Here is an 18,226-nt window from a genome sequence, read left to right as displayed (position 1 = left end):
CGCTCCAGCACCGTCCACGCCTGCTCGGACAACCAGAACAACCGCGCCATGGCCAATCTCCACCGCTGAACCTCAATCAGTGGCGAAACGCACAAACGATTCAATGGGTTGTATTGGTTCCCTACCTAGGACAGGCGCGCGATTGACCTTGATGGGAGCAGGCTTGCTCACGAGCGGCGAGCGCTCGCCCCTACTGCACCATCCTGGTCAGGAGAGGCACCAAGTGGGCCGCCACTTTGTCATAGGCCTCCTCGCTCAAAAGTTGGTTCCTCGCCTGGCCGACGGGGATAATGGCCGCCCCGTCCGAGGAGACGCCGACGGCTTGGTTCACCGCGAGAATTACTTGGCTGTCTTTGGGACGATCCGCGACAAGCATCTGGATGATGGCCGGAAGATGCTCGCCATCCTGCCCCTGCTGATTGGGCTCGTCGACCACGATCGGGCAGAAGGTTGCCGAGCCGTACTCCCTGACAGTGTGGAGGAATGCGTAGTAATAGACCGTCAGTCCCCTCGGACCTTCGCTTCCTCGCGCTCGAGGCGGCGAAGCGATCGATCCGCCATTCTCAAGGCCGACGTTGAGCCGCTGAGCGACCCTGTAAAGCTGGTTGAAGTAGTAGTCCATGATCGACTGCGCACGCTTCTTGTCGAGCAGCCGCCGCATTTCGGCGCGGCGCTCCTTGATGAGTGAAGTGAGATGCCCGATCGCCGTATCCGCTTCGTCGATGCGTTGGCGCAGCACGTGGGTCGCGGCGTTCCTGCCTTCCGCCGCCACAACGTCGCCGAGGCTGATGTCCCGCCGTCTTGTCGAGAGAACCGCCTGTACCCGCACGATCGCCTCGGCGACCGCCGACACGTTCAGCCGCACCTTCTCGATCTCAGCGCTGGTCTTCTTGATCTCTTCCTGCGCCTGCTGCGCCACGGTGGTCAAGCTGTCGCCGTCGGCGGCGATCTTGAAGCGCGCCGCGATGTCGTTCGAATAGTGCTCGCCGCAACTCGGGCACTCCACGTCGACTGGCTGGTGCGTCGAGCTGGCGAACACCTCGTCGAGCTCGCTCAGCGCGGCGCGGGCTACGGCGAGCTGCGCCGACCACAGCGCGCGCACCTCAGCCAGCTCGGCCAGCTTCTCCCGGTGTTCGACTTCCCGCTCGTGGAGCCGCTGGCTTTCCTCAACGAGGCGCGCTGTCTCGTCCTCGAAGTCCGCAAGGGTGAGATGCAGCGCGAGATCCGGCGCCGTCTCCTTCAAGTGGTCGACGGCGTTGACTAGCCCGCGGCGGCGCAGCTCCACCTCGCTCAGCTCGCGCAACATCCGATCGCGCTCGGAGCGCGCGACATAGTACTCGTTGGGCTTCAATCCGGAATGGTAGTCTGCAAGGGTCCTGGCGCTGTCCGGGAGGTACATGCCGGTGAACGGTACCCAGGCCTCAGTCCAGCTCTTGTCCTGGTCCACGTAATACGGCGCGAACGCGTAGGCCGGGGGCGGCACCAGCACATTCTGCCGCTGATCCATCATGAGTAGGCGGAAGTCCAGCAGCTCCGCAAGGTACGGGCCCAGCCCAGAGGTCACCGAGCTTGTCTGGAACTGCCAAACCCCGGCCTCGTCGAAGATCGCGTACATGCCGCCGGACTTCACGATCGTCCGGACCACCCCATCAATGGTGAACTCGACCGCGGTGACGACACGCTCGGACTTCCACCTATCGTCGACGCGATGCGGCTCGGCACCGAAGGCATCATACAGGCTCTTCAGGAGCGCGGACTTGCCGAACCCGTTCGGTGCTTGGATCACCGTCGCGCCCGGGCCAAACTCCATCGTGAACGCGCGGCGTCTCTCGCGTCAGAGCAGATAGAGCCTTCGAAACTTCATCGTGCGCACGACGTCGTCCCCCGAGGCTCAGCAACAACCGACGTAGGCCGTAGTCGCGATCATTGACCATTCACCGTATCGAACGCTTCGACGAGAAGCGCCGCCTCCCATGTGGCATCATCATAAGCCGCCTTCAGGTTGGGATCCACTAAGCCCTCGAGATGGGCCGCCGCGTCACAGAGGGTCTTGGCCCCCGACATGGTGCAGGCGGCGGACGCCGCAGCCCCCTTGAGCGCGCCGTGTAGTGCGAACGTTTCCGGCATGCGCTTGGATCGGTCGCGGAGGTAGTTCGTCACGGCGATCCGGGCCTTGAGCCGCACCGGCAGCGATCGGCCCGCCGCTTTCATCTCGGCATCTACGCTCTCCCAATGACCAAGGATGTTCCGGTGCGTCTGGGCCTCGGACAGTACGTGCTCCACGTCGCCGCGGCATAGGCCCTTGCGGGTGTAGAGATCCTCGATCGTGGCGCACACCGTGGTGTCGTTTGACTTCGCCGTAATCTCCGCTACCAGCGTGCGGTACAGTGGGGCGATAGCGGAGCCGGGCAGATCATCGAACATCTCTACCAGCCGGCCCTTCACGAAGGTGTCGTAGCCGACCAGCGGCACGCGCGTCCGCTCGAAGCGGATGATGTCGCCCTCGTGTGGCGTGCGCGGCGAGGCGAAGTCGGGCTCTAGCGCCTTGGCGAACGCCGCGTGCGCGGTGGGCGCGAGATCAGGGAAGACCAGCACCATATGATCCGGCGTGGAGTTCCCGCCGGCGGCCAGCGCGAACTCGAACGGCGCGTTGGTGAGGAAGATAGTGGCGTCGACCTGTTCGCTGAACGAGATGGTGTGGTGGTACATCTTGCCGATCGTGGTGCGCGGCGCATCGCCCGAAGCGCTGCAGAAATGCGCCGTCTTCCACGGCCCAGGCTCCCGGCCCTTGATTTGGTAGAACCTAAGGTCGGTGGGCTCGGAGGATCCCACCAGGATCGTCAGGTCGTCGAAGTGGTCGAATAGGGCGCGGTAGTCAGCACCTTCCTCGTGCAGTTCTAGGAGCTTGGCGAGAGATGCGTGGACTTGGAAAGCGAACCGCGCGCCGGTCCTGGCGCCAGCCTTCTCTCTCGGCTGCGCTGCGAGAATGGCGCTTGCAAGGGCTGTCATGTTCTCACTGGTTTAGTGTCTCAGTCTATCATCGTGAGGCTGTTGCGCTGGCCCGACAAGACCTACTCTCGCGCTACCTCTCCTCTGGAATCCAGGGCACCGGTTTCGGGATCTCGCTCACTAGGCACGCTGTTGCAGCCTGACTTACTCTGGACACCGGAGGCAGCATTCCCCCCCCCCCAAAAAACTGCCTGTTGAGAGCGCGTTAAGCGCGACCAGCGAGGCGACGCCTGCTTTACTCTGCGGCCCAACCAATAGCAGACTGGCCGCTATCGGGCCATGGCCGCCAACCGCCCAACCTCCGCACGCCGGCGCCGCCGCATCCCACACCAAGCCCCCGTCACCCCCGGTCGCACGCCCCCGCCGCCACCCTGGCATTTCCCCCCGCCGCCCCTACCATCCCCCGCATGCGAATCCCCTCTCCCCGCCCATGCTGACCGGCGAGCTGCGCGCCCAGGTGGACCGCCTGTGGGATGCCTTCTGGAGCGGCGGCATCGCCAACCCGCTGGAGGTGATGGAGCAGGTCACCTCCCTCCTCTTCATCCGCCGCCTGGACCAGCTCCACACGCTGGAGGAGCGCAAGGCCAGCCGCACCGGCCGCCCCATGGCCCGCCGCATCTTCCCCGACGGCACGGACGGGCAGGGCCGCGCCTTTGAGGACCTCCGCTGGTCGCGCTTCCGCCACTTCGAGGCGAAGGCGATGTTCGCCGTGGTGGCCGACCGCGTCTTCCCCTTCCTGCGCGGCCTCGGTGGCACGGACACCGCCTTCGCGCGGCACATGAAGGATGCGCGCCTCACCATCCCCACCCCCGCCCTGCTGGCCCGCGTGGTGGAGATGATGGAGGCCCTGCCGCTGGATGACGCCGACCTGATGGGCGACATCTACGAGCACATGCTGGGCCGCATCGCCTCGGCCGGGCAGAACGGGCAGTTCCGCACCCCGCGCCACATCATCGCCCTGATGGTGGAGATGACGCGCCCCACCCCGCGCGACGTGATCGTGGACCCCGCCAGCGGCACCTGCGGCTTCCTCACCGCCGCCGCCGCCCACCTGTTCCGCCACCACCCGGAGGCACTGCTGGACGCCGCCACGCGCCGGCACATCCACCACGACATGTTCCACGGCTACGACTTCGACCGCACCATGCTGCGCATCGGCACCATGAACATGATGACCCACGGCATCGAGGACCCGTCCGTGGACTACCGCGACAGCCTGGCGGAGGACCACGCGCGGGATGTCGGGCGCTACTCCCTGGTGCTGGCCAACCCGCCCTTCGCCGGCAGCCTGGACGCCGGCGCGGTGGCGAAGGACCTGGCGGCGGTGGTGAAGACCCGCAAGACGGAGCTGCTGTTCATCGCGCTGTTCCTGCGGCTGCTGAAGCCCGGCGGCCGCGCCGCGGTGGTGGTGCCGGACGGCGTGCTGTTCGGCGCCTCCAGGGCGCACCGGGAAATCCGGCGCCTGCTGGTGGAGGAGCACCGGCTGGACGGCGTGGTGAGCCTGCCGGCGGGGGTGTTCCGCCCCTATGCCGGCGTCTCCTGCGCCATCCTGCTGTTCACCCGCACGGACAGCGGCGGCACCGGCGATGTGTGGTTCCACGACATGGCGGCGGATGGCTGGAGCCTGGACGACAAGCGCCAGCCCCTGCTGCCGGAGGCGAAGCTCGGCCCCGTGCCGGCGGTGCCGCTGACGGCGGAGGAGCACGCGCGCAACAACCTGCCCGACGTGCTGGCGCGCTGGAATGACCGCGCGGGCGGCGAGCGCGCGCGGCCGCGCACCGCGCAGAGCTTCTGCGTGCCGAAGGCGGAGATCGCGGCGGCGGGCTGGGACCTGTCCTTGAACCGCTACAAGAAGGTGGTGCGGGCAACGGCGGCGCATCGCGCGCCGGGCGATATCCTCGCTGACCTGCGGCGGCTGGAGGGGGAGATCGCGGCGGGGATGCGCAAGCTGGAGGGGATGCTGGGGTGAGCACCGTTCAGCTTGGGGAGTTGGTGACGATCAAGGGCGGCGGCACGCCGAGCCGTGAGAACCCCGCCTATTGGGGCGGCAGCATCCCGTGGGCGTCGGTCAAGGACTTCAAGACGGCGAGCATCAGCACGACCAAGGAGACGATCACCGAGGCCGGGCTGCGCAACTCCGCCGCCAACCTGATCCCGGCGGGCGCCATCATCGTGCCGACACGCATGGCGGTCGGCAAGGCGGCGATCAACACCATCCCCGTGGCCATCAACCAGGACCTCAAGGCGCTGTTGCCCAAGCCGGGCATCGAGGCCCGCTTCCTGCTGCATCTGCTGCTGGACCGGGGGCCAGACATCGAGAGGCGCGCCACGGGCGCCACCGTGAAGGGCATCACGCTCGATGTCCTGCGTGAGCTGGAAGTGGTGCTTCCCGACGAGGCCGAGCAGAAGCGCATTGCCGACATCCTCGACGAAGCGGACGCCCTGCGCGCGAAGCGCCGCGAGGCGCTGGCGACGCTCGACGAGATGGCGCGCGCCATCTTCACCGCGATGTTCGGCACGTTGGAGCCGGGCGCCACCAACTATTCATCCGTGCCATTCGACACAATCGTCAGCGACAGCCGTATCGGCCTGGTGCGCGCCGCCACGGAGGTGGGCGCGGAACATCCGCACAGCTACATCAAGATGGACGCCATCACGCGCGAGGGCGGACTCGACCTGACCCGCTCCACCCGGACCTTCGCCACGGCAAGCGAGGTGGCGGATTTCTCCCTTGCGGATGGGGATTTCCTGTTCAACACGCGCAACTCACGAGAGCTCGTAGGCAAGAGCGCGATCTTCCGCAGCGACAAGACCGCGCTGTTCAACAACAACCTGATGCGCATCCGCTTCCGCGACGGCGTGGAAGCGGAATACGTGCTGGCGGCGATGCGAACCCCCGCCCTGAAGCAAGGGCTTGAGAACAGGAAATCCGGCACGACCAGCGTTTATGCGATCTACTGGAAGGACCTGCGGACGCTGCCCGTGCCGTTGCCGCCCGTCGAGCAGCAGAAAGCGTTCGCAATGCGGATGAAGGAGGTGCAGAAAATGCGTGATGTGATGCGCCGGGCCATGGACCACCTCGACTCCCTCTTCGCCGCCCTCCAGCACCGCGCCTTCCGCGGGGAGCTGTAGCGCATGGCCGCGCAGTTCGGCTTCCTCCTGCCCGGATGGCCCGAGCTGCACGCCGCCGCCGCGCGGGCCGAGGCGCTGGCCCGTGCCGATGCCCGCGCCAGCGCCTTCCACGCCCGCCGCTGCCTGGAACTCCTCATGGCCTGGGTGTTCCAGGCCGATGCCCGCCTGTCCCGCCCCTGGGGCGAGGGGCTGGCGGCGATGGTGGACGAACCATCCTTCCGCGCCGTCGCCGGGCCCACCATCCAGGCCAAGGCGCTGTGGCTGAAATCCACCGGCAACCGCGCCGTCCACAGCCCCAAGTCCTTCCCCGAGGCCGATGCCCGCGCCGCCCTGGGCGAGCTGTTTCATCTCTGCTTCTGGCTGGCCCGCACCTATGCACAAGGGCAGCCCCCGCCCGATGGGCTGCGCTTCGACCCCGCGCTGCTGCCGCCCCCCGCCGCTGCCGTGGCGCGCAAGAGCATCGAGCAGCTCCGCGCCCTGGCCGCCGAGCTCGCGGCCAAGGACGCCGCCCTGCGCGACGCCATGGCGGAGAAGGCCAGCCTGGACGAGGAGGTGGCGCGGCTGCGCGCCCAGGTGGCCCAGGCCGTCGCCGCCAGCAGCGCGCGCCCCGACACGCATGACTACGACGAGGCGACGACGCGCGACCTGTTCCTGGACGTGCTGCTGCGCGAGGCCGGGTGGGACCCCGACGCGCCGGGCGTGCGGGAAGTCCCCGTCACCGGCATGCCCGGCGGCTGCGGCCAGGGCTTCTGCGACTACGTGCTGTGGGGGGAGGATGGGCGGCCGCTGGCGGTGATCGAGGCCAAGCGCACCCGCCATTCCCCGGCCAAGGGCCAGCAGCAGGCCAGGCTTTACGCCGATTGCCTGGAGTGCATGTTCGGCCAGCGCCCGGTGATCGTCTGCTCCAACGGTTACGAGCATTGGCTGTGGGACGACACCCACGCCCCGCCGCGCCCCGTGCAGGGCTTCTTCCGGCGGGACGAGCTGGCGTTGATGATCCAGCGCCGCACCTCCCGCCGCCGCCTGGCCGATGCGCCGATCAGCGGCACCATCGTGGAACGCGCCTACCAGACCCGCGCCATCCGCCGCGTCGCCGAGGCCTTCGAGGGCGAGGGGCGGCGCCGCGCCCTGCTGGTGATGGCCACCGGCGCGGGCAAGACCCGCACGGTGATCGCGCTGGCGGACCTGCTGATGCGCTGCAACTGGGCCAAGCGCGTCCTGTTCCTGGCCGACCGCACGGCGCTGGTGAAGCAGGCGGTCAACGCCTTCAAGGCGCACCTGCCGGACTCCGCGCCGGTCAACCTGCTGGAGGACAAGGCGGCGCAGGGGCGCGTCTATGTCGCCACCTACCCCACCATGCTGAACCTGATCGAGGATGCGGGCGAGGGCGGGCGGCGCTTCGGGCCGGGCTTCTTCGACCTGGTGGTGGTGGATGAGGCGCACCGCTCCATCTACCGCCGCTACGGCGCCATCTTCCGCTGGTTCGACGCGCTGCTGGTGGGGCTGACCGCCACGCCCAAGGACGAGGTGGACGCCAACACCTACCGCGTCTTCGGGCTGGAAAACGGCATGCCCACCGACGCCTACGGGCTGGAGGAGGCGGTGAAGGACGGCTTCCTGGTGCCCATGCGCGCCGTCTCCGTCCCGCTGCGCTTCCAGCGCGAGGGCATCCGCTACGACCAGCTCCCGCCCGGGGAGCGCGAGCAGTGGGAGGAGACGGAATGGGGCGAGGACGGCCCGCCCGACCGGGTGGAGGCCGAGGCGCTGAACCGCTGGCTGTTCAACGCCGACACGGTGGACAAGGTGCTGATGCACCTGATGACGCATGGCCAGAAGGTCGAGGGCGGGGACCGGTTGGGCAAGACCATCATCTTCGCCAGGAACCACGACCACGCGGAATTCATCCAGCAGCGCTTCGATGCCAACTACCCGAAGCTGCGCGGCCACTTCGCCCGCGTGATAGACGTGCAGGTGGATTACGCGCAGAGCCTGATTGACGACTTCTCCGCCCCCGCCAAGGCGCCGCACATCGCCATCAGCGTGGACATGCTGGACACCGGCATCGACGTGCCGGAGATCGTGAACCTGGTGTTCTTCAAGCCCGTGCGCTCGCGCACCAAGTTCTGGCAGATGGTGGGCCGCGGCACCCGGCTGCGGCCCGACCTGTTCGGGCCGGGGCAGGACAAGCGCTTCTTCTTCGTGTTCGACGTCTGCCAGAACCTGGAGTTCTTCAGCCAGGACGGCCCGACGGTGGAGGGCGCGATGGGCGAGAGCCTGTCCACCCGGCTGTTTCGCGCCCGGCTGGCGCTGGTGGGGGCGCTGGGCGCCGCGCCGGACGAGGCCCATGCGCCGCTGCGCGCCGGCCTGGCGGAAACGCTGCGCGCCGAGGTGGCGGCGATGAACGTGCACAACTTCATCGTCCGCCCGCACCGGCGGCTGGTGGAGGCCTTCGCGCAGGCCCCGGCCTGGGCGGCCCCGGCGGCGGCGGAGCTGGAGGCGCTGGCCGCCGACATCGCCGGGCTGCCGACGGAGCTGGAGCCCGAGCGGCTGGAGGCCAAGCTGTTCGACCTGGACATGCTGCGCCTCCAGCTCTGCCTGCTGGGCGCCGAGGCCGGGCTGGCGCGGCTGAAGCAGAAGGTGCAGGACATCGCCGCCGCGCTGGCCGAGGCCACCGCCATCCCCGCCATCGCCGCCGAGATCGGGCTGATCACGCAGATCCAGGGGGAAGGCTGGTGGGAGGGGCTGACGGCGCCGGAGGCCGAGGAGGCCCGCCGCCGCCTGCGCGGCCTGATGCACCTGATCGAGGCGAGGCGGCTGCCCGTCCTCTACACCGACTTCGCCGACGAGATCGGCGAGGGGGTGGAGGTGCCCTTCGCGGGCTTCGTGCGGGAGGACGCCTTCGCGAAGTTCCGCGAGGCGGCGCGCGCCTTCCTGCGCGCGCACGAGGACCACGTCGCCATCAACAAGCTGCGCCGCAACCTGCCGCTGACGCCGACCGACCTGGCGGAGCTGGAGCGCATGCTGGCCGAGGCCGGGACGGCGCCGGAGCTGGAGCGGGCCAAGGACCAGGGCTTGGGGATCTTCGTGCGCTCGCTGGTCGGGCTGGACCGCGCGGCGGCGCAGGAGGCTTTCGCGGGGTTCCTGGCGGGCAAGACGCTGAACGCCCGGCAGATCGAGTTCGTGGGCATCATCATCGAGGACCTGACGCGCAGCGGCGTGGTGGAGCCCGGGCGGCTGTACGAGAGCCCCTACACGCGGCTGAGCGCCCTGGGCGTGGACGGCGTGTTCCCCGAGGCCGATGCGGCGGCGATCATCGGCATCCTGAACGAGGTGACACAGCGGGCGGTGGCGTGAACCGCGGCGTGTGGGTGCAGTCGCACCGGCCGGGCGCGCTGGCCCGGCCGGCAAGGATCCGACGGGCTGCTTTGGCCCAGCCGGAGTTCGGTCAGGCCCGCGTCTGCGGCGGAACGCTGCCCAGGTGTTCCAGCCGCACCACATGCTCGAGCACGGCGATGGGCAGGCAGCGGCTGGTGCAGACCCCCGCGCAGCGGCCATCCTCGTCGCGATCCGCCAAGCGGATCGCGAGCGCAGCCAGCGCCGCGAGGCTCTCCAGGGTCCGCGGGCGCAACATCACAGCCTGCTCCGCCAGCGTGTGGGCCGAGCGCTGCGCCCGACCGAGCAGACCCACCAGCCGGGCAGCCTCGAGACGCGACGCGCGGTCGATGACCCGCCCCAGGCGCTCGGCCTCGTCGGCCTGCGCCTGCGCGCTGGCGCACAGGCGCAGCAGCAGCGTGTCGTGTGTGGTGGGGGTGGAGATCGCCGTCCCCGCCACCCCGTCGCGCGGCTCGGGCCGCCCCGCGCCGTGTCGGCCGCGCATCAGGCGTCCTCCCCGTGGCGGAGGACGCGGCCGCGCACGGTGGTGAGGAACCGCCCCAGCACCGCCTCCTCGAAGGCGTCCTTGTCCAGGACACGGCGATGCCCGCCCACGAGGTCGTCCGACAGGCAGAACAGGTTGCCCGGCAGGTCGGTGACCCGCACGAACCGCGGCTTTCCGGGGTCCACCCAATAGACCCCCGGCCCCTCGAAGTGGCTGACGGGCAGGACGACGGCGCTGGCGCCCTCGCACAGGCCCAGGGCGCTCACGGCGCCGGTGACGGGTACGGTGCGCGGCAGGGGCAGCAGGAAGCCCAGCGAGCGCAGGGAGCTTGGCCCCCCGGACGTGCAGGGGGTATCGTTGGCATAAGCCATCATCATGCTCCTTCGGTGAGCATCGTGGTGGTCAGGCAGGACCGGGCGTTGCCGCGCCCGGTCCTGCCGTCTCCGATACAAGTGCATCGGTCCGCTATATCTGGTACGGCATTCCCATGACGTCAACAGAAAAAGCAGATCATGGGTACGACAAGAATCTTGACGGCGGAGATGCTCTTCCCGAGCCAGGGCTGAACCGACCCGCGTTGTCCCTCATCACGGCGCCGCTGAGCCGCGCCGCCCGCGCGGCGCTGCTGTGGAGCCAGTACGACCTCGCCGACCGGTGCGGCGTCAGCCGGGTCGCCATTGCGGACTGGGAGCGGGGACATTCCAGGCTGCAGCGGCGCAACCTCGCGCGGGTGCAGGCCGCCTTCGAGGCGGCGGGCATCGTAGTCCTGACACCCGGGGCGGCTGGCGCTGATGACGGACATCCCGGTCCGGGCCTGCGCTTTCCCCCGGACCTACCGGCCGGGCCTGGGATTGGGCTCACCGACAACGCCCTGCCGGACCCGCCGCGGCGGCGCGGGCAGCGGGCGCGCACCCATGGGACCGATGACGCCTCGGGCGGGTGATGGCGAGGTCGGTCGTGACGATGGGATGTTGCCTGCGATGCGCTTCTCCTGCGCAGGCAGCGCACCCGCCTCGGCTGGCACAAGGGCAAGGCTGGCGAGCCGTGCCGTGATCTTCGCAGGGGATTCGCGCAGCAGTCGGTGCAGCGAGCCGACCACGTAGAGGCGCTGCGCCGCGCGGTCCCAGCCCTCCAGGACGAGACGGCCTCTGCTCGATCCGGGATTGTCGGCAGCTCCGATGGCGCTCCCATTCGGGACGACGGCCACCCGCACGCCCAGTCCGCGCAGACGCTGCCGTAGAGCCTCTGCATCACGGACGGCCGGGTCGTACCAGGCGCCGCGCAGCTGGTGAACCAGCAGGGGCAGGTCGAGCGGTGAGCCGCGATGGTCATGCCGCCCGCGCTCCAGCGCCCGGCGCTGGTCGCTGGAATAGACCGCCCGCGGCCGGACACGCTCGCGCAGCCCGGCCGCCACCAAACGGTCGGCGAGGCGACGTTGGTCGGCATCGCCGCGATCGAGGTGATCGAGGACCGCCCGGTTCCAGCGCCCCTGCACGACGGGGTGCCCGTACCGAAGTTCCGCGGTCCTGGAGACCTTCTCGTGCCGGGCGCGCCAGTGGCGGCTGTCGAGCACGCGCAAAGTGACGGGGTCCACCTCGCCCACCAGGGCATGCCAATGCACGTCGGCCCGCTCCGCCTCCGGTGGTAGGGGCGCGCCAGTCCTGCGGGTCAGGCGCGTGGCGGCCCGTCCCTTGTCGTGGCGCACCAGCAGCGCGGCGGCGGGGTCGAACCCGAACTCCGTGCCAAGTGCGTGGAGGATGTCTGTGGCATCCGCGTCATTGAGTTCCTTTGCGGGCGAGAGCGTGTAGTGCCGCACGGCATAGGTCGCGCCTGCATGACGCGCGGTGGCGACCATGTCGGCGACATCGGCCTCCGTGCCCTGCACGATTGCGACGCGGTCGTTGCCGTCGCCGCGCAGGACGTGGTCCAGCACCGGGCCTGCGCCGCTGCTGCTCCGGATGCGGGTGGCAGCGATGATCATGACTGGGCTCCCGACCTGGACGATCCGGTCCTTGCCCGCGGGGTCGTCGTCCCGCCTTGAGGCTTTCGCCGTCCGTGCCTGGGTCGCAGCACGGCCCCGAGGTCGGCGCGCAGGGCGGCGAGGTCCGCGGCCAGCGCCGCCAGCGCGTCTGCCGCCTGGGCGATGCGCCGGTTCTGCGCCGCGTCACCACCCCGCCTACGCGCCTCGTGCACAGCCTTCGCGATCTGGTTGACGTTCGCCCCGACGCCCGCATTGAGGTCCCGTGCCAGCTTGTCGAGGTCGGCTCGCCAGGCGCGCGGGTCATCGCCCGTCGTCACGGCCTGATCGGCCAGGGCGCGCAGCCAGCCCGACAGGCTCGCCGCGCCGCTGTCCCTCGCCGCCTGGCGCCAGCGGGTCAGTTCATCCGGCAGCACCCGCACCCGCAGCCGATCCGCCCGCAGCACCCGGCCGTCGTCACCGCCAGGCGGCGTGCGCCCACCCCGCCCTGCCCCTGCCGGCGCCGTCCCGGCACCCTGCGCCCGCCCTCCCGGCACCCTGCCCGCAGGGTGCGGCACCCCCGTTGTCGCGGCGCTGCCGCCCCCGTCCGCTGCTTGCCCACCATGGTCCATCGCCCTGGTCTCCCAGAGGTGCACCGGTGGTGCCGCGGCGGACGGGACAGCATGTCCCGGGCTCTTGCCTGCCGGACTGGCGCCGTGCCGCGTAGGCACAACCGCCAAGCCTGGCTCCCCGCGGCCATCCCCACCGATGACCCCTGGCATCAGGCTCAAGCCCAGGCTTGCAAGAGACCGGATCTCGCAGACGTCATGGCCTGGGGATAGGCGTCTTCGCGGCAGGGGCCACTGCGAGGCATCCTTGGCCCGGGTCAGTTTCCACTCGGCACCGGCCGAGGCGGGACGCCGGAAAATCCCAGAAAAATGCCCCCGCCTACCGCGACGACTTGGGTGTCCGGGCCCGCTTGGACGGGGTGGGGCGGCCAGCACCCTTCGCGGCGGCGGCCGTACCTTTGGACGCGATCGCGCCCGTCCCTCGGGACGCGGTCTCCCCGCCGCCGCCGCCCGCCCCCTCGTGCAGCACGGCGCGCAAGAGTGCCACCGCGAGGCGGTGGCGGTCTGGCGGCAGCAGCGCCACGAGATCGAGGAGATCCTGGAGGTCACGGTGCAGGCGGGGCTGGTCGGCAGGTCCGTTGCCCGGCTGGGCGGTGTCGATGTCGGCGGCGACGCCGAGCAGCCTGTCGGGCGTGGTTTCGAGCGCCCGGGCGATGGCGACCAATACGTCCAAGGCGGGCTCGCGGATGCCGTTCGAGTAATTGGAGTACCGCGGCTGTCCCAGGCCCGCGCGCCGGGCGACCTCGGCGTCCGACAAACCGAGATGCCTGGCCCGGGCGCGTAGCCGCTGCGCGAACGGGGGGAGTGCTCCAGCATCATCGGCGGCGGGCGGCATCTCGGCTGGACGGGGCGTCTCGTTCCCGCCCTTGCCGCCGCCCTGCTTGGCCCGTGTGCCCTTGGTTCCTGCCATGGCCATGCTGCCCTCCCGCCTCCGCTACTTCCAGCAGCGATAACACGGACCGTGCATCTCGGCGTGTTGCCTCCGGCGTCGCGGGGAGCCGGACACGGCGCCCGGCAGACCGACCATGGCGCGACCGCGCACTGGCAGCGCTGGCGCGGCGCCCTCGCTGGCGCCACGTGACACCGACCGCTTCATCCCGGCGGTGGATGGACCGGGCGGCCGGGTGTGCCCGCCAATTGTCGTGTATCTGTTCAATACATTTCGTGTTGCTTTCCATCCCGCACCCGGGCTACCGGTACGTCCACGCCGCCCTGGCCCCGGAGATGCCCATGCCCTTGATCCTCTCGCCCAATACCATCGAGCGCAGCGCCCATGCCCTGCACGACGCCGCCGCGCGCTACGAGACCCTCGCCGCCGACCTGCGCCGCATGGCCGCCGACACGGCGCCCACGCCCGCCGAGTTGACCGCGGCCCCGCTGCTCGAGGGCTGGCGCTGGCACCAGCAGCCCGTCGGTTTCCTGGTCGGCACCGTCCAGGGCCATCCCCGCCTGCCCGACGGGCCGGTCTCCACCTCGCCCGTCATCGTCCATGCCCCCACGCATTCCTGGGTCAGGACGGTGTCGCGCTTCTACGTGCTCGGGCAGCCCGATCCCCAGGCCGGAGCGCCGCGCCGTGGCTGAGCCGAGGGAGCAGACATGGTCGGGCACGGAGGACGACGAGGCTGTCTTCGACGATGAGGCGGAGCGGAACGCCATGGCCGAACTCGAGGCTGGCCTGCACCTGGATGATGTCGCCCTGCCGGACAATGAGCCCCCGACCGCGGAGGCGCTGTGCCGGGAGCGCGGCGCCGCCAGCCTGTGCGGCTTGCTCCTGCTCCGGCGTGCCCTCGCCACCCGGCCCGGCTTCCTGGCGACGGCTGCTGCCCCGAGGAGCATCTCCCTGCTCCGAATGCCCTCGCTCGAGTGGCTGGACGATGTCGGCTACGCCTGGTCGTGCGTCACCGAGGAGCATGACCGCCAGGCCGAGCGGGGGGAGGTCGCCGCACTGGAGCGCGAGCTGGGCGACCCGCGGCTGGTCGCGGTGCGGGTGCGTCAGCAGCAAGGCAAGCGCATCGGCTCCCGCCGGGGCGCGTATGTGATCCGCGTCCGCGGTGCGGCGCCGCGCATGGCGGAGGCCGAGTTCCTCAGCGCGCTGTCCCAGGGGCGTCCGGTCCACGTGCTCGCCGCCGACCCCGGCATGGTCCATCCGACGGTGCGCCTCGGCGTGCAGCAGGGGCTGCGCGTCGGCCTGCCCGACGCCGCCCTGCTCGCGGACCTCGCCCTGCTGCTGCGCGGCGAGGCCGAGGGCAGCGTCCCGCATGCCGCCCTGCCCATCGTGCCGCCAGGGCTGGCAGGCCGGGCCGCGGAGGTGCTGCCGCTGCACCTGCTGCTCGCCGACCGCCCTGGGATCTCGGCGCAGCAGATGCTCGATCACCTCGACCGGATGCTCGACCCCCATCACGCACCCTGGACGGAGGAGGCCGATCCGGAGGGCGATGGCGGGGCAGCGCGGCCCGTAGCCCGGCGCGACCTGCGGCGGGAGGTGCGGCTGGACGACTTGCCGGGCATGGGCGCCGCCGGGCCGTGGGCGCGACAGGTCGCGGCCGATCTCCGGGCCTACAGGTCCGGCGCGCTGCCATGGACCGAGCTGTGCCGCGGTGCCGTGCTCGCCGGACCGCCCGGCACGGGCAAGAGCACGATCGTCCGTGCCATGGCCGCCGAGGCCGAGGTGCCGCTGGTCACCGGGAGCCTCGCGGAGTGGCAAGGCAGCCGGGACGGACACCTGGGCGATCTGCTGCGGAGTATGCGCGACTGCTTCGCCACCGCCCGACGTCAGGCGCCCTGCGTGCTGCTCATCGACGAAATCGACAGCTTCCCCTCCCGCGCCTCAATCCGGCACCGGCACCGCGACTACGTGCTGCAGGTGGTCAATGGGCTGCTGGAGCTGCTGGACGGCGCCCTGCCGCGCGATGGTGTCGTGGTGGTGGGCACCTGCAACGATCCGAGTGACCTGGACCCTGCCCTGCTCCGGCCCGGGCGGCTCGAGGAGGTCATCCCCGTGCCGCTGCCCGACGCCGAGGCGCTTGTGGAGATCCTACGGGTCCATCTCGGCCGCGGGCGTGGGGGCGGCGACGGAAGTGTCGATCACGGCATGCCCGTCTCGGAGGACGACCTGCTGGACCTCGGCCATGCCGCGCTCGAGCGCGAGGCGACGGGTGCGGTGGTCGAACGCTGGTGCCGCGATGCCCGGCGGCGCGCCGCCGCCCAGGGCCGGAGCGTGACCGCCGCGGACCTTCGGACAGTCCTCGGACCGGGGCGGCCGCCGGTCACACCCGCGCTGCGCCATCGGACCGCGATTCACGAGGCGGGGCATGTCCTCGCCTACGAGGCAGCCGCGCCGGGCTGCGTGCTCGAAGCCCGCCTCACCCTGCGCGGGCCGCTCGCCGGGGCGACCGAGCTGCATCCCGATCGCAACCCGGCCGTGCCGCCGTTGCACACGCCGCGCAGCCTGTGGCTGACCTTGCGGGCCCAGTTGGCAGGGCGGGCAGCCGAGGAGGAACTCCTGGGCGTCGCGTCCTCCGGCGCGGGTGGCAGCCCGCAGTCCGATCTCGCCCTCGCCACCAGGATGGCACTGACGTTGCTGGGCGCGCATGGGGTCGGCTGCGAACCGGAGGCGCTGTGCTGGCACGGGCCGCCGGAGCACCTGTCGGACCCCGGCACGCGGGCGCTGCTGCCTCCCGATCTGCGAGAAAGCGTGCAGGAGCTCCTGACGAGCGCCTATGCGGGCGCTCGCGACCTTGTCAGGGCGAACACCGCCTTGGTCAACGACATCGCTGGCACCCTGCTGGGGACGGGCCGCCTGGACGGCCAGGCCATCGCCAAGCTGCTGGGGGCGCACGGCATCAGCGACCCCGCCGCCGATGCAGACGAGCCGGAGGCCGCGCAGGCCGGGGAGGCACGGCGATGAGGGGTGCGGTGTCTCGAGAGGGTGGGGAGGATACGGGGATGAACTCGATGGTGGCTCCGTTGGCTGACGGCACCCGGATCGGGCGCTTCATCATCATCCGCGACGTTGATGGCACCTGTCACGCACTCTGCGCATCCGCCGTCGCGGCGCTGTGCGAGACCGCGGACGGGGCGACGGTGATGCTCATTGGCGGCGGGCGCATGCTCAGGGTGGAGCAGGACTTGCGGACCGTGCTGGGTTGGCTCGAGGTGGGGGCGCGGGCATGACCCGACGCGGCTCCTTGGCCAGGACGGACCTGCCCGTGCCGCCCACCACGGACGTATCGGCTGCAACGTCCTTGAGAGCGTTGCCGGAGACGATCACGATCCGCCAGCCGTCACCCGAAATGCAGGGTGCGGGCACCGTGCCTCTGCCGTCGTCGCGGGGCGTGCCCACCACCGGCGCGGCACCGGTCGAAGGGCCGTTCCGCCTCTACCTCGTCACCGAGATCGCCACGGGCCGGGGCTATGTCGGGCTCACCGCCCGGCCAGAGCAGGCCCGCCTGCGGGCGCACTGGTACCACGCGGGCCGGGCCGGGCATCGCCACCGCCACGGCTCGCTGGGTGCCGCCATGCGCGCGGCGCGCGAGCGGGGCGACAGCCTCGAACAGGCCTTTTCCATCACAGTGCTGGAGATGGTGCCGGACGTGATGGCCGCCCGGTGGCGGGAGAAGGACTTGATTGCGTCGCTGGCCACGGCGGCACCGGGCGGCTTCAACCAGATGCCGGGCGGCGCCTCGGTCGGTGGGCCGGGCAACAGCCGCCAGACGCGGCTGCGCGGGCCGGATGGCCGGGTGCGGGGCTTCGCGTCGTTCGGCGAGGCCTGCGCATGGTGGCGCGCGCAGTGGGAGGCGGCGTCACCGGCGCATGTGACGGCCTGGACCACTGAGGGATTGCATGTGCCCGCGCTCGGCCTCGCGCATGCCCGCGTCGGCCTGGGCTGGCCGGTGCAGGAGGCGCTGGGCGTGGCGCCGCACGGCGACCGGCGGGGCGAGCGCATCGGCGGGGTCGTGGCCCATGGTCGGCGGCACGGGCACCTGCGCGACCTCGCCGACTTGGCGCCGGTGCCGACGCTGCGCTCGCGCCTGCACCGGGCCAGGCAGGCCGGACTCGGCGCGCAGGCCGACCTCGCCGCCGATCGCCGGCGCCATGGTCAGACCAAGCAGGGGCGGCGGGTCGTGCTGCTTCCTGATCCGGATGGCCCGGCGGGACCAAGACAGCTGACACTGCGCGCCTTTGCCGCGCGCACGGATATGCCCTTCGCGACGTTGCAACACCGGCTGCGCGGCCTGGAACGCCATGGCACGGACCCAACGGCGATGCCGGGCGGCGCACTGCTCGCCCAATTGCTGGCGCCCACCGCGGACCGGCGCACCGTGATCATCGTCCGCATACCGGGCGGGCGCGTCCTGAGTGGTGGGCAGCGTGAGTTGGCCCGCTTGGTCCAGGACGATCCCGAACTGCAGCCGCTGCGGGCGGAGAGGCTGAGCGAGGAGGGCATTCGGCGGCGGCTTCGGCTGGTCGGCGCGAGCGCGGGGCAACCGGCGCTGCGCTGGGCACTTGGGCTCGTCGGTGGACGGGCGCCGATGGGTAGCGAGGGGGCGACGCGGCGCGGACAAAGGCCGTGACTGCCGATCATCGCAGCGGCGCCCGTTCAGCGCGTCGGCACGGCTGGCG

General features: G+C 70.8%; 15 protein-coding genes. 8 read left to right on the top strand and 7 right to left on the bottom strand.

The genetic code is table 11. The features are described from left to right. Nucleotides 1-190: 190 nt before the first annotated feature. Complete coding sequence (locus ACI6QG_RS10420; RefSeq protein ID WP_407024488.1) at nucleotides 191-1,810, bottom strand: hypothetical protein; 1,620 nt, start codon at nucleotides 1,808-1,810, stop codon at nucleotides 191-193. 113 nt (nucleotides 1,811-1,923) lie between these two features. After that, nucleotides 1,924-3,009: a dsDNA nuclease domain-containing protein gene (locus ACI6QG_RS10415; RefSeq protein ID WP_407024487.1), complete on the bottom strand. Its 1,086-nt coding sequence runs from the start codon at nucleotides 3,007-3,009 to the stop codon at nucleotides 1,924-1,926. Nucleotides 3,010-3,439: 430 nt separating this feature from the next. On the opposite strand from ACI6QG_RS10415, the gene ACI6QG_RS10410 reads away from it, so the two are divergent. From ACI6QG_RS10410 to ACI6QG_RS10400, 3 genes are read left to right on the top strand one after another with little or no spacing between them, the layout of a single operon-like run. Further along, on the top strand, nucleotides 3,440-4,978 hold the full coding sequence (locus ACI6QG_RS10410; protein ID WP_407024486.1) for a type I restriction-modification system subunit M: 1,539 nt from the start codon (nucleotides 3,440-3,442) through the stop codon (nucleotides 4,976-4,978). Continuing rightward, the gene (locus ACI6QG_RS10405; RefSeq protein WP_407024485.1) at nucleotides 4,975-6,141 is read left to right on the top strand and encodes a restriction endonuclease subunit S; all 1,167 of its coding nucleotides are present in this window, start codon (nucleotides 4,975-4,977) and stop codon (nucleotides 6,139-6,141) included. The genes ACI6QG_RS10410 and ACI6QG_RS10405 overlap by 4 nt, the downstream gene beginning before the upstream one ends. Before the next feature lie 3 nt (nucleotides 6,142-6,144). Next, nucleotides 6,145-9,495 carry a DEAD/DEAH box helicase family protein gene (locus ACI6QG_RS10400; RefSeq protein WP_407024484.1) on the top strand — a complete coding sequence of 1,117 codons (3,351 nt, stop codon included), beginning with the start codon at nucleotides 6,145-6,147 and terminating at the stop codon, nucleotides 9,493-9,495. A gap of 91 nt (nucleotides 9,496-9,586) precedes the next feature. On the opposite strand, the gene ACI6QG_RS10395 is transcribed toward ACI6QG_RS10400, so the two are convergent. After that, nucleotides 9,587-10,018 carry a hypothetical protein gene (locus tag ACI6QG_RS10395; RefSeq protein WP_407024483.1) on the bottom strand — a complete coding sequence of 144 codons (432 nt, stop codon included), beginning with the start codon at nucleotides 10,016-10,018 and terminating at the stop codon, nucleotides 9,587-9,589. Next, nucleotides 10,018-10,389, bottom strand: coding sequence for a hypothetical protein (locus ACI6QG_RS10390; protein ID WP_407024482.1), 372 nt, complete (start codon nucleotides 10,387-10,389; stop codon nucleotides 10,018-10,020). Before ACI6QG_RS10390 ends, ACI6QG_RS10395 begins: the two co-directional genes overlap by 1 nt. 116 nt (nucleotides 10,390-10,505) lie before the next feature. Between ACI6QG_RS10390 and ACI6QG_RS10385 the strand changes: the two genes are divergently transcribed. Beyond that, nucleotides 10,506-10,961 carry a helix-turn-helix transcriptional regulator gene (locus ACI6QG_RS10385; protein ID WP_407024481.1) on the top strand — a complete coding sequence of 152 codons (456 nt, stop codon included), beginning with the start codon at nucleotides 10,506-10,508 and terminating at the stop codon, nucleotides 10,959-10,961. On the opposite strand, the gene ACI6QG_RS10380 is transcribed toward ACI6QG_RS10385, so the two are convergent. From ACI6QG_RS10380 to ACI6QG_RS10370, 3 genes are all read right to left on the bottom strand, one after another. Then, entirely contained in the window at nucleotides 10,851-11,999 is a 1,149-nt protein-coding gene (locus tag ACI6QG_RS10380; protein ID WP_407024480.1) for a relaxase/mobilization nuclease domain-containing protein, read from the bottom strand. The two genes, ACI6QG_RS10385 and ACI6QG_RS10380, sit on opposite strands and share 111 nt — an antisense overlap. Further along, the gene (gene mobC, locus ACI6QG_RS10375) at nucleotides 11,996-12,442 is read right to left on the bottom strand and encodes a plasmid mobilization relaxosome protein MobC (RefSeq protein WP_407024479.1); all 447 of its coding nucleotides are present in this window, start codon (nucleotides 12,440-12,442) and stop codon (nucleotides 11,996-11,998) included. The genes ACI6QG_RS10380 and mobC overlap by 4 nt, the downstream gene beginning before the upstream one ends. A 481-nt stretch (nucleotides 12,443-12,923) precedes the next feature. After that, complete coding sequence (locus ACI6QG_RS10370; protein ID WP_407024478.1) at nucleotides 12,924-13,520, bottom strand: helix-turn-helix domain-containing protein; 597 nt, start codon at nucleotides 13,518-13,520, stop codon at nucleotides 12,924-12,926. 248 nt (nucleotides 13,521-13,768) lie between these two features. On the opposite strand from ACI6QG_RS10370, the gene ACI6QG_RS10365 reads away from it, so the two are divergent. The 4 genes from ACI6QG_RS10365 to ACI6QG_RS10350 all read left to right on the top strand — a co-directional run bounded on the left by ACI6QG_RS10365 (nucleotide 13,769) and on the right by ACI6QG_RS10350 (nucleotide 18,177). Then, nucleotides 13,769-14,185, top strand: a complete 417-nt coding sequence (locus ACI6QG_RS10365) for a DUF6634 family protein (protein ID WP_407024477.1) — start codon at nucleotides 13,769-13,771, stop codon at nucleotides 14,183-14,185. A gap of 73 nt (nucleotides 14,186-14,258) precedes the next feature. After that, nucleotides 14,259-16,511, top strand: a complete 2,253-nt coding sequence (locus ACI6QG_RS10360; protein WP_407024476.1) for an AAA family ATPase — start codon at nucleotides 14,259-14,261, stop codon at nucleotides 16,509-16,511. A gap of 38 nt (nucleotides 16,512-16,549) precedes the next feature. Then, a complete protein-coding gene (locus ACI6QG_RS10355; protein WP_407024475.1) occupies nucleotides 16,550-16,777 on the top strand; it encodes a hypothetical protein in 228 nt (75 codons plus the stop codon). Nucleotides 16,778-16,857: 80 nt separating this feature from the next. Continuing rightward, the gene (locus ACI6QG_RS10350; RefSeq protein WP_407024474.1) at nucleotides 16,858-18,177 is read left to right on the top strand and encodes a GIY-YIG nuclease family protein; all 1,320 of its coding nucleotides are present in this window, start codon (nucleotides 16,858-16,860) and stop codon (nucleotides 18,175-18,177) included. The last annotated feature ends 49 nt before the right edge of the window (nucleotides 18,178-18,226 follow it).

This window comes from Sabulicella flocculans, from assembly GCF_045449635.1.
In the GTDB taxonomy this organism is placed as follows: domain Bacteria; phylum Pseudomonadota; class Alphaproteobacteria; order Acetobacterales; family Acetobacteraceae; genus Roseococcus.
Note: the sequence above shows the minus strand (reverse complement) of the source record. Positions and strands in the feature narration are given on the sequence as shown.